This window comes from Pseudonocardia hispaniensis (assembly GCF_042658695.1).
Lineage (GTDB): Bacteria > Actinomycetota > Actinomycetes > Mycobacteriales > Pseudonocardiaceae > Pseudonocardia > Pseudonocardia hispaniensis.
Map to the genome: position 1 here is coordinate 228,046 of NZ_JBHSQW010000009.1, position 14,782 is coordinate 242,827.

At 75.6% G+C, this 14,782-nt stretch carries 13 protein-coding genes and 2 riboswitches; of the genes, 3 read left to right on the forward strand and 10 right to left on the reverse strand.

Features of this window, described 5'->3' with window-relative positions:
- On the forward strand, positions 1-675 hold a 675-nt coding region (locus ACFQE5_RS04280), incomplete at its 5' end, for a 4'-phosphopantetheinyl transferase family protein (RefSeq protein ID WP_379582980.1).
- A gap of 73 nt (positions 676-748) precedes the next feature.
- The gene (locus tag ACFQE5_RS04285) at positions 749-2,134 is read left to right on the forward strand and encodes a DNA polymerase IV (protein WP_379582982.1); all 1,386 of its coding nucleotides are present in this window, start codon (positions 749-751) and stop codon (positions 2,132-2,134) included.
- Here ACFQE5_RS04285 and cobT read toward each other — a convergent pair whose 3' ends face one another.
- From cobT to ACFQE5_RS04330, 9 genes are all read right to left on the reverse strand, one after another.
- Complete coding sequence (gene cobT, locus ACFQE5_RS04290) at positions 2,135-3,865, reverse strand: nicotinate-nucleotide--dimethylbenzimidazole phosphoribosyltransferase (protein ID WP_379582984.1); 1,731 nt, start codon at positions 3,863-3,865, stop codon at positions 2,135-2,137. It abuts the gene before it with no gap.
- The gene (locus ACFQE5_RS04295; RefSeq protein ID WP_379582986.1) at positions 3,862-4,323 is read right to left on the reverse strand and encodes an SAM-dependent methyltransferase; all 462 of its coding nucleotides are present in this window, start codon (positions 4,321-4,323) and stop codon (positions 3,862-3,864) included. Before ACFQE5_RS04295 ends, cobT begins: the two co-directional genes overlap by 4 nt.
- A 31-nt stretch (positions 4,324-4,354) precedes the next feature.
- A riboswitch (cobalamin riboswitch) is annotated at positions 4,355-4,569 on the reverse strand.
- On the reverse strand, positions 4,562-5,173 hold the full coding sequence (locus tag ACFQE5_RS04300) for a histidine phosphatase family protein (RefSeq protein ID WP_379582988.1): 612 nt from the start codon (positions 5,171-5,173) through the stop codon (positions 4,562-4,564). Its footprint overlaps the riboswitch before it by 8 nt.
- Positions 5,174-5,208: 35 nt before the next feature.
- Entirely contained in the window at positions 5,209-6,423 is a 1,215-nt protein-coding gene (gene cobA, locus ACFQE5_RS04305) for a uroporphyrinogen-III C-methyltransferase (RefSeq protein ID WP_379582990.1), read from the reverse strand.
- 52 nt (positions 6,424-6,475) lie between these two features.
- Positions 6,476-6,559, reverse strand: a riboswitch (cobalamin riboswitch).
- 65 nt (positions 6,560-6,624) lie between these two features.
- Complete coding sequence (locus ACFQE5_RS04310; RefSeq protein ID WP_379582992.1) at positions 6,625-7,035, reverse strand: cobalamin biosynthesis protein; 411 nt, start codon at positions 7,033-7,035, stop codon at positions 6,625-6,627.
- Entirely contained in the window at positions 7,032-8,369 is a 1,338-nt protein-coding gene (locus tag ACFQE5_RS04315) for a cobyrinate a,c-diamide synthase (protein ID WP_379582994.1), read from the reverse strand. Before ACFQE5_RS04315 ends, ACFQE5_RS04310 begins: the two co-directional genes overlap by 4 nt.
- Before the next feature lie 114 nt (positions 8,370-8,483).
- Positions 8,484-9,098, reverse strand: coding sequence for a cob(I)yrinic acid a,c-diamide adenosyltransferase (cobO, locus tag ACFQE5_RS04320; protein WP_379582996.1), 615 nt, complete (start codon positions 9,096-9,098; stop codon positions 8,484-8,486).
- 51 nt (positions 9,099-9,149) lie between these two features.
- Positions 9,150-11,222 carry a putative cobaltochelatase gene (locus ACFQE5_RS04325; protein WP_379582998.1) on the reverse strand — a complete coding sequence of 691 codons (2,073 nt, stop codon included), beginning with the start codon at positions 11,220-11,222 and terminating at the stop codon, positions 9,150-9,152.
- A 46-nt stretch (positions 11,223-11,268) separates the two neighbouring features.
- Positions 11,269-12,870: a cobyric acid synthase gene (locus ACFQE5_RS04330; RefSeq protein WP_379583000.1), complete on the reverse strand. Its 1,602-nt coding sequence runs from the start codon at positions 12,868-12,870 to the stop codon at positions 11,269-11,271.
- Here ACFQE5_RS04330 and ACFQE5_RS04335 point away from each other — a divergent pair, their 5' ends adjacent.
- Positions 12,871-13,749 (forward strand): SURF1 family cytochrome oxidase biogenesis protein, encoded by an 879-nt coding sequence (locus ACFQE5_RS04335; RefSeq protein WP_379583002.1) that lies wholly within the window; start codon positions 12,871-12,873, stop codon positions 13,747-13,749. It abuts the gene before it with no gap.
- On the opposite strand, the gene ACFQE5_RS04340 is transcribed toward ACFQE5_RS04335, so the two are convergent.
- Positions 13,724-14,734, reverse strand: a complete 1,011-nt coding sequence (locus tag ACFQE5_RS04340; protein WP_379583004.1) for a cobalamin biosynthesis protein — start codon at positions 14,732-14,734, stop codon at positions 13,724-13,726. The two genes, ACFQE5_RS04335 and ACFQE5_RS04340, sit on opposite strands and share 26 nt — an antisense overlap.
- Between the last annotated feature and the right edge of the window lie 48 nt (positions 14,735-14,782).

The following is a 14,782-nucleotide window of genomic DNA, read 5'->3' on the forward strand; positions in this document are numbered from 1 at the left end:
CGGCCCCGTGATCCCGAGGCCAATCCAGGGCTCGTCGCCCTGTTCGACGAGCATGAGCGCGACCGGTTGACGGCCTTCCGCCGGCCCGCCGACCGGGCCCGCTACCTCGCCGCGCACGCGCTCGCCCGCCTCGTGCTCGGCGACCGGCTCGCGGCGCACCCGGCCGGGCTGCGCTTCGATCGCACCTGCCGCTGCGGCCAGCAGCACGGCAAGCCGCGGCTGGACGGCGACGGCCCCGGCTTCTCGCTGACCCACTCGGGGGACCTCGTCGGCGTCGCGGTGTTCGACGGCGCCGTCGGCCTGGACGTCGAACAGCACCGGCCGCTGTCCGACCTCGCCGCGATGGCCGCCCACATCTGCTCCCCCGTCGAGCTGACCCGTCCGCGCCCCACCGGCCCACGCGCGTTCCTCACCACCTGGACCCGCAAGGAAGCGCTGCTCAAGGCCACCGGGGACGGGCTGTCCCGGCCGATGTCGGCGATCACGCTGAGTCCGCCGTGGCGGCCGCCCGCCGTCGAGGCCTGGACCGGCGACGGCGCCCCGCGGGAGGCGGTCTGGCTCGCGGACCTGATGCCCGCACCCGATCACCCGGCGGCCGTCGCCGGGTTCGGCGCGGCGCCGACGATCCGGGAGTTCGACGGCGACCCGCTGCTGTCGTCCTGGGCGCCGGGCTGATCGGTGCGCGCCGCGCACGCGGCGGTCGCGGCCGCCCGTCCCGGCTGTCGGGGGTGGTGGTCAGAATGAGCCGGTGGCGGGGACGGCGCGACGGTGGGTGCTGCACCTCGACATGGACGCGTTCTATGCGTCGGTCGAGCAGCTGACCCGGCCGACCCTGGTCGACCGGCCGGTGCTGGTCGGCGGCGCCGGGCCGCGCGGGGTCGTCGCCGGGGCGAGCTACCAGGCTCGGGCGTTCGGTGTGCGTTCGGCGATGCCGATGGCGCAGGCCCGCAGGCGGTGTCCCCACGCGGTGGTGCTGCCCCCGAGGTTCGGGCTCTACCAGACGATCAGCGCCGAGGTGATGGCCGTGCTCGGCGAGGCCGCGCCGGTGCTCGAGCCCGTGTCGCTCGACGAGGCGTTCCTCGAGCCGCCGGCCCTGGCCGGCGCCGACGGCATCGAGGCCACCGCGTTCGGCACGGCCCTGCGGGCGGCGGTGCGGGAGCGGACGGGGCTGCCCGCGTCGGTCGGGGCCGGGTCCGGCAAGCAGCTCGCCAAGATCGCGTCGGAGCTGGCCAAGCCCGACGGGCTGCGGATCATCACCCCCGGGGAGGAACGCGCCGTGCTCGACCCGCTGCCGGTGCGGGTGCTGTGGGGCGTCGGCCCGGTGGCCGAGGCGTCCCTGCACAAGATCGGCGTGACCACGGTCGGCCGGCTCGCGACGATGGATCCGCGCGAGCTCACCGGGCTGCTGGGCGCCGCGATCGGCACCGAGCTGCACCGGCTGGCCCGCGGCATCGACGACCGGCCGGTGGCCCCGCGCGGCGCGGCGAAGCAGGTCAGCGCGGAGACGACGTTCGACACCGATCTGACCGCGATGGCCGAGGTCCACGAGGCCGTGCGCCGGATGACCGCGGCGGCACACCGGCGGCTGCTCGCCTCGGGGCGCGCCGCGCGGACGGTGACGGTGAAGGCGCGCAGCGCCGACTTCAGGACCGCGAGCCGCTCGGAGACGACCGCGGCGGCCAGCACCGACCTCGCGACCCTGACCGCGGTGGCCCAGCGGCTGGCGCGCTCGGCGGTACCCGCGGGCGGGGTGCGGCTGATCGGGGTATCGCTGTCGGGACTGGGCGAGCGCCCTCCACCGGCCCTGTTCGACGCCGTCGCCTCCGCCGACGGCTGGGTTCCGCTCCCGGTGGACACCGCGCCCGAGCCCACGGCGGAGCCGACCGGCCGCACCGCGCAGGACAGCGGATCGGCCGCGGAGCGGACCGACCGGCCCTGGCGGGCCGGCGACGACGTGCGGCACGCCGAGTTCGGGCACGGCTGGGTGCAAGGCGCCGGACATGGGCGGGTCACCGTGCGGTTCGAGACCCGCGCCACCGGCCCCGGGGTCGCCCGGACGTTCGCCGTCGACGACGAGGATCTGGCCAGGGCCGACCCACACGACAGCTGGCGACCGGCGGGTGCCACCGGCTGATCAGACGGTCTTCTCGGCGACCCCGGCGGCGTCGAAGGTGGCCACGTCGTGCAGCGCCCGCGCGGCCCCCTGGGCCACCGGCAGCGCGAGCAGCGCACCGGTTCCCTCCCCCAACCGCATCCCGAGGTCCAGCAGCGGTTCCAGACCCAGGTGCGCCAGGGCGAGCCCGTGCCCCGGTTCGGCCGAGCGATGCCCGGCCAGGCAGTAGTCGAGGGCGTCCGGAGCGAACGCCGCGGCGGCCAGCGCGGCGGCTCCGCCGCTGACCCCGTCGAGGACGACCGGAACCCGCAGCGCCGCGGCGCCGAGCACGAACCCGGCCAGGCCCGCATGCTCGAGCCCACCGAAGGCGGCCAGCGCCCCGAGCGGGTCGGTCGCCCGAACGCGGTGGCGCGCCAGGGCGGCACGCACCACGCCGGTCTTGCGGGCGAGCGTCACGTCGTCGATCCCGGTGCCCCGCCCGGTGGCCGCCGCGGGATCGGCCCCGGTGAACGTACAGATCAGTGCGGCTGCGGCGGTCGTGTTGGCGATACCCATGTCCCCGGTGATCAGGCACCGGTTGCCGGCGGCGACGAGGTCGCGGGCCACCTCGATGCCCACCTCCACGGCGGCCCGCGCCTGCGCACGGCTGAGCGCCGGTCCCTCGGTCATGTCGGCGGTGCCCGCGGCGATCCGGCGTGGCAGCAGGCCGGGCACCGGGTCCAGCGGCGCGGCCACTCCCACGTCGACGACGCACACCTCGGCCCCGAGCTGGCGGGCGAACGCATTGACCACCGCCCCACCGGCGAGGAAGTTCGCCACCATCTGCGCGGTGACCTCCCGCGGCCAGGGGGTCACGCCCTGGGCATGGACCCCGTGGTCGCCCGCGAACACCGCCACCGCGGCCGGTTCGGGCAGCGGCGGCGGGCAGTGCCCGGCCATCCCCGCCAGGGCGACGGCGACGTCCTCGACCCGGCCGAGCGAACCACGCGGCTTGGTCATCCGGTCCAGCCGGTCTCGTGCGTCGGCGCGCGCCCGCGCCGACGCAGGGGTGATCGTGGCGATCGTCTCGGCGAGCAGGTCCACCGGTTCCTCCCCGGGGCGCGCCCGGCGCCCGTACGTCTCGTGGTGCACGGCCCAGCGCAGGGGCCGTCGTTGCGCCCATCCGGCCACGGCGAGCTCGGGCTGCGCGGCAAAGGCCTCCACATGCCCGAGGCACAGGTAGGCGACGATCTCCAGGTGGCCGGGCAGCCCCAGCAGCGCGGCCAGCTCGCGCTCCCCGGCGTCGCTGAAGAAGCTCACCCAGCCGGTCCCGAGCCCCTCCGCGCGGGCGGCCAGCCAGAGGTTCTGCACCGCCAGCGCCGTCGAGTACGAGGCCATCCGCGGCTGACCGAGCCTGCCGAGGGTGTGCCGGCCGCCCCGGGTCGGGTCGCAGGTCACGACGATGTTCACCGGGGTATCGAGGATCGCCTCGATCTTGATCGATCGGAACGCCGCCGCGCGCGCCCGCGGCAGCGCTGCCGCATACGTCTCGCGGTGGGCGGCCACCAGCGCGTGCACCCGTTCCCGCACCGCGCGGTCCCGGACGATCACGAAGTCCCACGGTTGGGAGAACCCAACGCTCGGCGCCGCATGGGCGGCGGCCAGCAACCGGTCCAGCACGTCGTCGCCGACCGGGACCTCGGGCCGGAAGCCCGTGCGCACGTCGCGGCGGGCCGCGATCACCCGGTAGAGCGCTTCCGCGTCCGCACTCACTCCGCGGTCCGGCGCAGGGACGGCCCCGGGAGGCGAGGCAGGGGCCGGCGGGGCGGCGGCAGGATCGTCACCCCGGGAACGTGTTCGACCCGCACCCCGGGCAGCCGCCGGGCGAGAGCGTGCAGCGGGCGGTGCTGCGCGGGGTCACCGAGGGTGGCGAAGACCGCGGTGCCACCCGGATGGGCGGCGAACCATTCGGCGATGCGGCGGCCGAGCCGGCCGCCGATCTGTTCCACCCGCCACGCCTCGGCGTAGAACAGCACCGTGGTCTCCGCGGCGCAGGACGCGAACACGACGTCGGCGTCGGCGAGGTGGTCGAGACCGGCGGCGGGTCGGTCGGACTCACCCTGCCCCACGCCGAGACCGATCAGGGTGCCCCGGTATCGCCGGCGCAGCACGCGTGGACAGGGCTGAAATACCGGGCTGCGGCGGTGCAGCCGGGGACGGTCACCGTCCATCGTCGCCTCCTCGAGGGTCCGCGCCCTCTCGTCCGGATCCACGACGGCAGCAAGTGTCCTGGCTCCCGGATCGTCGCGACGCCGCCCGGCCTTCCCGCGGCTCCGGTCTCCCGGCACCTCCGCAGTGGCCACCCGGTGGGGACGCGCTCCCCGGTGACAGTGGCGGGACCGCGCCGGATTCGCACCGGCTTCCTCCACTGCCGTCTGGCGAGACTCGACCACAGCGCACCCGGCGCGGTCAAGTACGCGCGGCGGACGCCACGTCGGCGAGAATCCGCCAGTGCCCACCCGGGCCGTCGCGGCGGGCACCGAGCACCGCGCCGTTGCCGGGCACCGCGCGCGGCATCGCCTCCACGGGCCCCGCGAGCAGCACGGCCAGCGCGGCCCGGATCGTTTCGCCGTGCGTCACCAGCACCAGCTCACCGGGCGGCGGATCCCGCAACACCCCGGCGAGGAACGCGGCGACCCTGGAGTGCAGCACCCGGGCGCTCTCCCCGCCCGGCGGCGCCCAGTCCGGACCGGCGGCGGCGAGGCGTTCGGCCCGGCCGGCGGCCGGGCGCCCCTCCCAGCTGCCGTGGCACTGTTCGCGCAGCGCCGGCACGGATCGCACCGGCAGCCCGTGCACCGCCGCGACGACCGCGGCGGTCTGCCGGGCCCGCAGCAGATCGCTCGAGAACACCGCGCCGACGGGCCGATCGGCCAGCGTCGCCGCGGCGCGCGCGGACTGCGTGCGCCCGCGCGCGGTGAGTGGGACCGATGCGGTGCGGCCCTGCAGCAGGCCCGCGGCGTTCCAGGTGCTCTCGCCATGGCGCACGAGGTAGAGAGTGGTCGGCACGCGGCGTCGGCCCACGCACCGGTCCGTCGGAAGCGAGCCCACACCCGGCCTCAGCCGTGCGGGCTCAACCCGGCCACCGGACCCACGACGATGATCGCCGGTGGGCTGATCTCGTGCTGGCGCACCTGCGCCGCGACGGTGGCCAGCGTCGCGCGCAGCGAACGCTGGATGCGGGTGGTGCCGTCCTGGATGACCGCGACCGGTGTGTCGGCGGGACGGCCGTACTCGATGAGCGCGGCGGCGATCGGGGCGATCCGCTCCACGGCCATCATCAGCACCACGGTGCCGCGCATCCGGCCCAGAGCCGCCCAGTCGACGAGGCTGCGCGGGTCGCCGGGCGCGACGTGCCCGGACACCACGACGATCTCGTGCGCGACCCCGCGGTGGCTCACCGGCACCCCGGCGACGGCGGGCGCGGCGAACGCGCTGGTGATACCGGGGACGACGGTCACCGGCACCCCGGCTTGCGTGCAGGCGATGAGCTCCTCGAATCCGCGGCCGTAGACGAACGGGTCGCCGCCCTTGAGCCGGACCACGAACTTCCCGGCCCTGGCCCGCTCGACGAGCAGTTCGTTGATCCGCTGCTGAGCCATCGCCCGCCCGTAGGGGATCTTGGAGGCGTCGATGACCTCCACGTGCTGGCCGAGCTCGTCGATGAGGTCGCGCGGCCCGAGCCGGTCGGCGACGACGACGTCGGCGCGGGCGAGCAGCCGCCGGCCGCGCACGGTGATCAGCTCCGGGTCGCCGGGTCCGCCGCCGACGAGCGCCACGCCGGGCTGCACCGCGTCGGCGACGTCGTCGACGACACCGGCCTGCAGCGCTTCGACCAGCGCGGTCCGCACGGCCGCGGACCGTCGGTGCGCCCCCCGAGCCAGTACCCCGATGGTCAGCCCGTCGAACACCCCGGTCGCCGGGGTCGCCGCGGTACCGGCGGCGCCGTCGTCGGCGCGCACGCAGAACACCCGGCGCCGCTCGGCCTCGGCGCCGACCGCGGCATTGACCTGCGGGTCGTCGGTGCAGGCCAGGACGTACCAGGCGCCGTCGAGGTCGCCCTCGGCATAACGCCGGGGAGTCCAGATCAGCTCCCGGGCCGCGGCCATGCCCTCGACCGCGGGCGTCACGTGGGGGGCGATGACCTCGACCAGCGCGCCCGCGGCGAGCAGCCGCCCCACGCGGCGCTGGGCGACCGGTCCACCGCCGACGATGACCACACGGCGGCCGGCCAACTGCAGGCCCACCAGATACTGCTCGGTATGCGCGCTCACGGCCAGTCCCTCCCCGGGGATCCACGCCCGGTCCGGTGTCCCCGACGGGGACGGTCTGCGGCCGCGCGAGGTCTGGCTCCCGGGAAGGCATCCTGGTCACAGTGGCGGGACCGCCCCGGAATCGCACCGGGTTCCCATGCGGCCGAGCGAATGGGAGCATAACCGCCCCGCTGCGCGCCGACGAACGCCCGGCGCCGGACGTCACACCCGAGGCGTCAACCCGATGCGCACGACGGCCGCGGTGACCCGATCCCCGGTCGTCTTCGGCACGACGAGCCGCAGCCGGGCCCAGTCTCCGTCGGCGATCTCGGCGGCGGCGAGGAACGCGGCCGCCTCGGCGACGCTGCCGGTGCCGACCGCGGCCCGGGCCCGGGCGCTCGGGTTCGGCACCGCGACGGCGTCGAGCAGCGCGGCCGGGAACGTCCGCAGGGGCGCGGGGGCGATCGCGCCGAGCAGCCCCGGTTCAGCGGCCCGCCGATCCACGCTCGCATAGGCGCGGACCAGGCGGGGGTCGAGGTCGTGCTCGTCGTAGATCCGGTGCAGCAGCGCCCGCACCGCCGTGGGCGGGACCCCACGGGCCGAGCCGAGCCCGACCACGAGCGGGCCCCTCACCGTGACCGGGCCGCGGCGGCCACGAACCGCGCGACCGCGTCCGGCGCCCCGGCCGGGTGGGTGTGCAGGAACGAGGCGTGCACACCCGCGGCGACGAACCCCTCCGGGGCGTCCCCGCGCCAGCCCCACGCCGGCGCCGGACCGGCCCGTGGGGTCACCACGCAGCGGTGGAACTCGTGCCCGTTCACCCGACGCCCCGCCGCGAATACCGGGGACTCGGTCAGCGCGACCGCCTCGCGGTAGCCCAGCGTCAGCTGCCCGCTCATCGCGGCGGACGCGGGCAGCACCGCGCACATCGGTTCCCCGTCGAGGTCGGCGCACAGGTAGAGCAGCCCGCCACATTCGGCGTGCACGGGCGCCCCGGAGGCCGCCAGCGCCGCGACCGCCGTCCGCAGCGGCGTGTTCGCGCTCAGCGCGGCGACGTGCTCCTCCGGGAACCCGCCGGGCAGCACCAGCGCTGCCGTTTCCGCGGGAAGCGTCTCGTCGCGCAGCGGATCGACCACCACCACCTGCGCGCCCGCCGCCGCGAGCAGCTCGACGTGCTCGGCGTAGCCGAAGGTGAACGCGGGCCCCCCGGCGATGGCGACCACCGGCCGGTGCCGCGCGTCCGGGAGGACATCGACCGCGCTCCAGCCCGGGCCCGATGGCAGCGGTTCGGCGAGCCGCACGACCGCGTCGAGATCCACGTGCTCGGCGACCAGGGACCCCATCGCCGCCACCGCGGCGGTCGCCGCCGCGCCGTGTTCGGCGGCGGTGACCAGGCCGAGGTGTCGCGACGGCACGGTCAGTTCGGTGTGTCGCGGGACCGCGCCGAGCACCGGCAGGCCCACCTCCTCGGCCGCCGCGCACAGCACGGCCTCGTGCCGCGCACTGCCCACCCGATTGAGGATCACCCCCGCGACGCGCACCCCGTCGTCGAAGGTGCGAAAGCCGTGCAGCAGCGCCGCCAGGCTGCGGCTCTGCCCGCGGCAGTCGACCACCAGCACCACCGGGGCCCCGATCAGGCCCGCGACCTGCGCAGTCGAGCCACCGCCGTCGGACAACCGCCCGTCGAACAGGCCCATCACGCCCTCGACGACGGCCACCTCGGCGCCCGCCGCGCCGTGCCGCACGAGCGGACCGATCAGGTCCGGTCCGACCAGCACCGGGTCGAGGTTGCGGCCCGGGCGTCCGGCGGCGAGCGTGTGATAGCCGGGATCGATGTAGTCCGGACCGACCTTGAACGGCGCCACGGAGGTGCCCCGGCGGCGCAGGGCGGCCATCAACCCGGTGGCGATCGTCGTCTTGCCGCTGCCCGACGCGGGCGCCGAAACGACCAGGGCGCGCGCGGTCACGCCCGGGGCCCCGCCGCTGCGAACGCTACGACCGGGCGGTTCCGAACCCGGCCGACCAGCACGACCGTGACGTTCGCCGCGGAAGCGGCCGCCCTGGTCGATACCCGTCGGGTCTCACCATTCGATGCCACGCTGGCCCTTCTGACCGGCGTCCATCGGATGCTTGATCTTGTGGGTCTCCATCACGAGGTCGGCGGCCTCGATCAGCTCCGGGGCGGCGTCCCGTCCGGTGATGATCACATGCTGGCGGCCCTGGCGGGCGGCGAGGACGTCGACCACCTCGTGCACATCCACCCAGCCCCAGGTGATCGGGTAGGTGAACTCGTCGAGCACATAGACGTCGTGGACCTGGTTCTCGATCCGGCGCCGGATCTCCGCCCAGCCGTTCCTGGCCTGCGCCGCGTGATCCTCCGCACCGCCGGCCTTGGGGATCCAGCTCCAGCCGCTGCCCATCTTGTGCCACTCGACGGGCCCGCCCTCGCCGGTCTGCTCGTGCAGCCGGCCGAGCGCGCGAAACGCCGCCTCCTCACCGACCTTCCACTTCGCCGACTTCACGAACTGGAAGACCCCGATCGACCAGCCCTGGTTCCAGCCGCGCAGCGCGAGCCCGAACGCCGCGGTGGACTTGCCCTTCATCTCGCCGGTGTGCACGAGCAGCAGCGGCCGGTTGCGGCGCTGCCGAGTGGTGAGTCCGTCCTCGGGGACTGCGCTGACGCGTCCCTGGGGCATACCTGGCTCCCTTCGGTCGGCCGATGAGTGCGCAACGGTGTGCCCACCGTGCTACGCACTCACGGCGGTGGTGACGACGCCGGCGACGCTGTCCGCGGACAGCTCGTCGAGGGTGACGAGTGGACCGCCCGCGGCGCGCGCGACCCGGCCGGCGAGGCCCAGCCGCACCGGACCCCGCTCGCAGTCGACAACGACGGAATGCACTCCGTCGGCGGCCAGCAACCCGGCGGCGCGGCAGGCGTCCACCAGCGGGTCGCCACCGGCCCTGGCGGCGACCGTGGCACGGCCGTCGGTCAGCAGTACCAGCAGCGGACGGCGCCGGGGGTCGCGCAGCCGCTCGGCAGCGAGCGCGCGCCGCGCCCGGAGCAGCCCGCTGGCCAGCGGGGTGCGCCCGCCCGTGCGCATCGAGCCGAGCCGGGCCTGCGCGGCGGGCACGCTCGAGGTGGGGGGCAGCACGAGCTCGGCACCGAGCCCCCGGAAGGTCACCATCCCGACCTTGTCGCGGCGCTGGTAGGCATCGCGCAGCAGCGACAGCACCGCCCCGGACACCGCGCCCATCCGGGTGCGCGCGGCCATCGAGCCGGACGCGTCCACGACGAACAGGACGAGGTTGCCCTCGCGGCCCTCGCGGACCGCCTGGCGCAGGTCCTCGTGCCGCAGTGACAGCCCGGGTCCGGTGCGGCCCCGGACCCGCTGGTACGGCGCGGCCGCCACGATCGTCGCAGGCAGATGGACGTCGGCGGCGCGCGCCGGGGTGGCGGTCGAGGGCCGCACGACCCGGCCGGTGTCGGTGCGGGCCCGCGACCGCCGCCCGGGCACGCCCTCCCCGATGCCGGGAACCTCGAGCCGTCTGGTCCGGAACGGGTTCGCCGGCGGTGGGGCGAGCTGCCCGGGACCATCGCCTGCCGGAACGGCCTGACCGGTGGCCTCGCCCGGCTCGGTGGGTTCACCGGCCGGGGCGGGAGGCGGTGCGGCCGCGGGAGCCTCACCGGAGCTCGCGCCGTCCTCGGGCGGCCCACCGGGGCTGCCACCGGGGGTGCCACCGCCATCCCCGTCGGGCGGTTGCGGGTCGAGGTGCTCCGCGGCGTCGCGCAGCGCGTCCTCGAGGGCCTGCTCGTCGATGCCGGGCTCGTCGAACGGATCGCGCCTGCGACGGTGCGGCAGCGCCAGCCGCGCCGCCACCCGCACGTCCTCCTCGGCCACCGCGTCGGCCCCGCGCCAGGCCGCATGCGCCGCCGCCGCCCGCGCGATCACCAGGTCGGCGCGCATGCCGTCGACATCGAACGCCGCGCACACCGCCGCGATCCGGCGCAGCTCCCGGTCATCCAGCCGCACCGATCCGATGCGCTGCTGTGCGACGGCGATCCGCTCGGCCGTCTCGGTCTCCGCCGCCGCCCATGCCGCGGCGAAGCCGACCGGATCGGCTTCGAACGCCAGCCGGCGGCGCACGACCTCCACCCGGGTGTCGACGTCACGCGCCGCGCGCACCTCGACGGTCAGCCCGAACCGGTCCAGCAGCTGCGGGCGCAGCTCCCCCTCCTCCGGGTTCATGGTCCCGACGAGCAGGAACCGGGCCGCGTGCGAGACCGACACCCCGTCGCGCTCCACGTGCGCGCGGCCCATCGCCGCGGCGTCGAGCAGCAGGTCGACCAGGTGGTCGTGCAGCAGGTTGACCTCGTCGACGTACAGCACCCCGCGGTGCGCATCGGCGAGCAGCCCCGGCTGGTAGGCCCGCACCCCCTCGGACAGCGCACGTTCCAGGTCCAGCGACCCGACGAGCCGGTCCTCGGTCGCCCCCACCGGCAGCTCGATGAGCTGGGCGGCGCGCAGCTCGCCGGCCGGATGCGCCGGGTCGGTGCGCTGATGCGGTCCGTCCGGGCAGCCGGGATCCGGGTGCTCGGGCGCGCAGCCGAACCGGCAGCCGGGGACCACCCTCAGCTCGGGCAGCAACGCTGCCAGCGCGCGGACGGCCGTCGACTTCGCGGTGCCCTTCTCCCCCCGCACGAGCACCCCGCCGACCCCGGGATGCACGGCGTTGAGCAGCAGCGCGAGCCGCAGGTCGTCGTGCCCGACGACGGCCGAGAACGGGAAGTGCGGCGCAGCCTGCAGGGCCGGGTCGGTCACACAAACTCCTCGCTGACGTACCTCGGGCGCGGGCGCACCCGCTCACTCATCCGTTCGAGCCTGCCAGACCGCAACTGACAACCGGTAGGCCGACCCGCGGACCGTGACTGATGACATGTTCAATTGCCTTCGTATCGAGGTGGGTCTCGACGAGGTCGCCCAGCAGGTCCAGCTGGGCGGTCCGCTCCGCGGCGAAGCTGGTATCCGGCGCGACCCGGAACCCGGTCCGCCCGGCCTGGACGGCCAGCCGCTCCAGAAGCGTCCGGCGGAAGGCGTCGTCCTCCAGCAGCCCGTGCCAGTGGGTGCCGAGCACCACCCCGGCGTCGGACCCCTCGTCGGCCAGCAGGAACGGGTCCCCCGAACGCACGACCCGCCCGTGGTGGATCTGATATCCGCTCCGCGGCTCGGTCCCCGACGGACGGGCCAGGTACTTGTCCGCGGCGAACTCCACCTCCAGATCGAGCAGACCCAGCCCGGTGACGTCCGCGCCGCCGGGCGCCTCCACCCCCAGCGGATCCGCGATGCGCCTGCCGAGCATCTGGTAGCCCCCGCAGATCCCCAGCACCGGCTTGCCCGCCGCCGCGTGTGCCACCACCGCGTCGGCCAGCCCGGACGCCCGCAGCCAGGCCAGGTCCGACACCGTCGCCTTCGATCCCGGCACCACCACGACGTCGGCATCGAGCAGCCGCGAAGGCTCGGTCACATACCGGACCGCGACGCCCGGCTCGCAGGCCAGCGCCTCGGCATCGGTGGAGTTGGAGATGCGCGGCAGGCGCACGACCGCGACCCGTAGCCACGCCGACCCGTGCGGGGGCGCCGGGCGGCCGATCAACCCGTCCGCGACGGCCGACAGGGAGTCCTCCGCGTCGAGCCACAACCGCTCCGCCCAGGGCAGCACGCCGAACGTCGGCCGCCCGGTCAGGGCGCGCAACCGGTCGAGCCCGGGGGTGAGCAGCGCCGGGTCACCACGGAACTTGTTGATCACGAACCCGGTGATTCGCGCCTGGTCGGCCGGATCGAGCACCGCGACCGTCCCGAACAGATGCGCCAGCACCCCACCGCGGTCGATGTCGCCCACCACGACGACCGGCAGATCCGCGGCCTGCGCCAGGCCCATGTTCGCCAGGTCGGTGCCCCGCAGGTTGATCTCCGCGGGCGATCCGGCGCCCTCGCACACCACCACGTCGAACTCCTCGCGCAACCGCGCCAGGGTGGCGGTGACGACCTCCCGCAACGCGGCCGTCCGGTCCCGGTAGGACCGCGCGCTCACCTGCCCGTCGGGTTGGCCCAGAACGACCACCTGGGAGGTCCGCTCCCCGCTGGGTTTGAGCAGCACCGGGTTGAACGCGACCCGCGGCTGCAGTCCGCACGCCTGCGCCTGCATGGCCTGGGCCCGGCCGATCTCCCCGCCGTCGGCGGTGACGACCGAGTTGTTGCTCATGTTCTGCGCCTTGAACGGCGCGACGCGAACGCCACGCCGGGCCAGCCACCGGCAGAGCCCGGCGACCAGGGCACTCTTCCCGGCGTCCGAGGTGGTTCCCGCCACCAGCAGTGCACCTGTGAGCTCACCGGACACGCGTGTCAGTATCACCGGTCGGCGCCCCGACGTGACCGGCACCGTCGCGGCGGCACCGCCTACCGTAGGCATATGCGCTTCCTGCTGCGGCCGAGCTGGCTCGCCCTCATCGTGGCGGTCGTCGGGTTCGTGATCGCCTGCTACACGTTTCTCGCTCCGTGGCAGTTCAGTCGCGAGGCGCAGCGGGACGCCGAGCAGCAGGCCATCGAGGCCTCCTACACGGTCCCACCCGTCCCGCTCGACCGGCTCGTGCCGGTGGGTGGCGAGATCACTGCCCGCGTCGAGTGGCAGCAGGTGAGCATCTCCGGCACCTACCTGCCCGAGGCCGAGACCCTGGTGCGGCTGCGGGTCGTCGGCGGGAAGCCCGCGTTCGAGGTGCTCACCCCGATGCGCACCGATGACGGTCGGCTGATCACGATCAACCGCGGCTCGGTGACGAGCCCCGGCCAGGGGGTGCCCTCGTATGCCGCGCCGCCGTCGGGCACGGTGACCGTGGTCGGTCGGCTGCGGGTGAACGAGACCGACCCCCAGGGCAGGGCGGTGCTCACGATCGACGGCCACCGGCAGCTGTACGCCGCCGACTCCCGCCCGCTCGCCGCGGCCGCCGGGCTGGATCTGGTGCCCGGTTACGTCCAGCTGTCGGCCGATCAGCCCGGCGTGCTCACCCCGCTCGATGTCGCCGCACCGACCGGCGGCGCCCCCTTCTCCAACCTCTCCTACGCGCTGCAGTGGCTGACGTTCGGGGTGATCGCCCTGGTCGCCCTGGGGTATTTCATCCGGCTCGAGATCCTGCAACGCCGTGGCGGGACCAGGAAGAAGGACGACCTGCGCGATGCGCTGGCCGGGCGCGACCAGACCGCGGCCGACTCCCCCGGTGCGGAGTCGCCGGACCACCGCCCGGACGACGGTCCGCGCGAGACCTCGCTCACCGACCGCTACGGCCGTCGCTGAGCCCCGACTCGCCCACGGAATTACCGCGACTCGCCCACGGAAATACCGCGACTCGCGGGGACGACGCGGCAGCGGCGGACAGCGCGGCCGCCGCGACGGCCACCAGCCGGGACAGCCTGGCGGCTCGGCGAAGATCGGCGACGATCGGTGCCCGTCCCGTTCCGAGGGTCGGCCGCTGCTCGACCCCGTGCGGGTACACCGTGCGTCCGCCCAGCCGCACGCCCAGCGCTCCCGCCGCCGCGGCCTCCACCGGGCCCGCGTTCGGGCTCGGATGCGCCCCCGCGTCGCGTCGACACGCCGTCAGCGCGGCGCGCGGGGAGCCGCCGACGACCGGGGCGAGCGCGGCGAACAGCAGCGCGGCCACCCGGGCGGGCACCAGGTTCGCCGCGTCGTCGAGCCGCGCGCTGGCCCAGCCGAACCGCAGGTACCGCGGTGACCGGTACCCGACCATCGCGTCGAGCGTGTTGACCGCGCGATACCCGAGGAGCCCCGGCACCCCGGCCACGGCACCCCAGAACAGCGGGGCGACGACGGCATCGGAGGTGTTCTCCGCCAGTGACTCCACCCCGGCTCTGGCCATGCCGTCGGCATCCAGCGCCGCGGGGTTGCGCCCGCACAGGTTCGGCAACCGGCGCCGGGCCGCGTCCAGGTCGGCACGCTCCAGCTCCCCGGCCAGCGCAACACCCTCCCTGGCCAGCGAGGTGCCCCCGAGCACCGCCCAGGTCGCGACCGCGGTGAGCCCGCCACGCAGCACCGACCGCCGCCGCCCGGTCCGCTCGGCGACAGCACCCAGCAGCACCACCGCTCCCACGAGCGCGCCGGCGTGGCGCAGACCCGCGGCGCGGGTGTCGGCGTACCCGCGCCGTTCCAGCCGCGCGGCCAGCGCTCCGAACGCGGCTACCGGGTGGCCGCGGCGCGGATCGCCGAGAATCGCGTCCGCGGCGACGCCGGCGAGCAACCCGGCGGCGCGAGCCCAGCGGGTCACAGCCGCGCACCACGCGCGGCCGGTGCTCGGCTGACCTCCGCGCGGCGG

Excerpts from the sequence above, each read along its gene's own strand:
- cobO (WP_379582996.1), bottom strand. The coding sequence starts at position 9,098 with ATGCCCCAGGGACGCGTCAGCGCAGTCCCCGAGGACGGACTCACCACT.
- ACFQE5_RS04330 (WP_379583000.1), bottom strand. The coding sequence starts at position 12,870 with ATGCCTACGGTAGGCGGTGCCGCCGCGACGGTGCCGGTCACGTCGGGG.
- ACFQE5_RS04335 (WP_379583002.1), top strand. The coding sequence starts at position 12,871 with ATGCGCTTCCTGCTGCGGCCGAGCTGGCTCGCCCTCATCGTGGCGGTC.
- ACFQE5_RS04295 (WP_379582986.1), bottom strand. The coding sequence starts at position 4,323 with ATGGACGGTGACCGTCCCCGGCTGCACCGCCGCAGCCCGGTATTTCAG.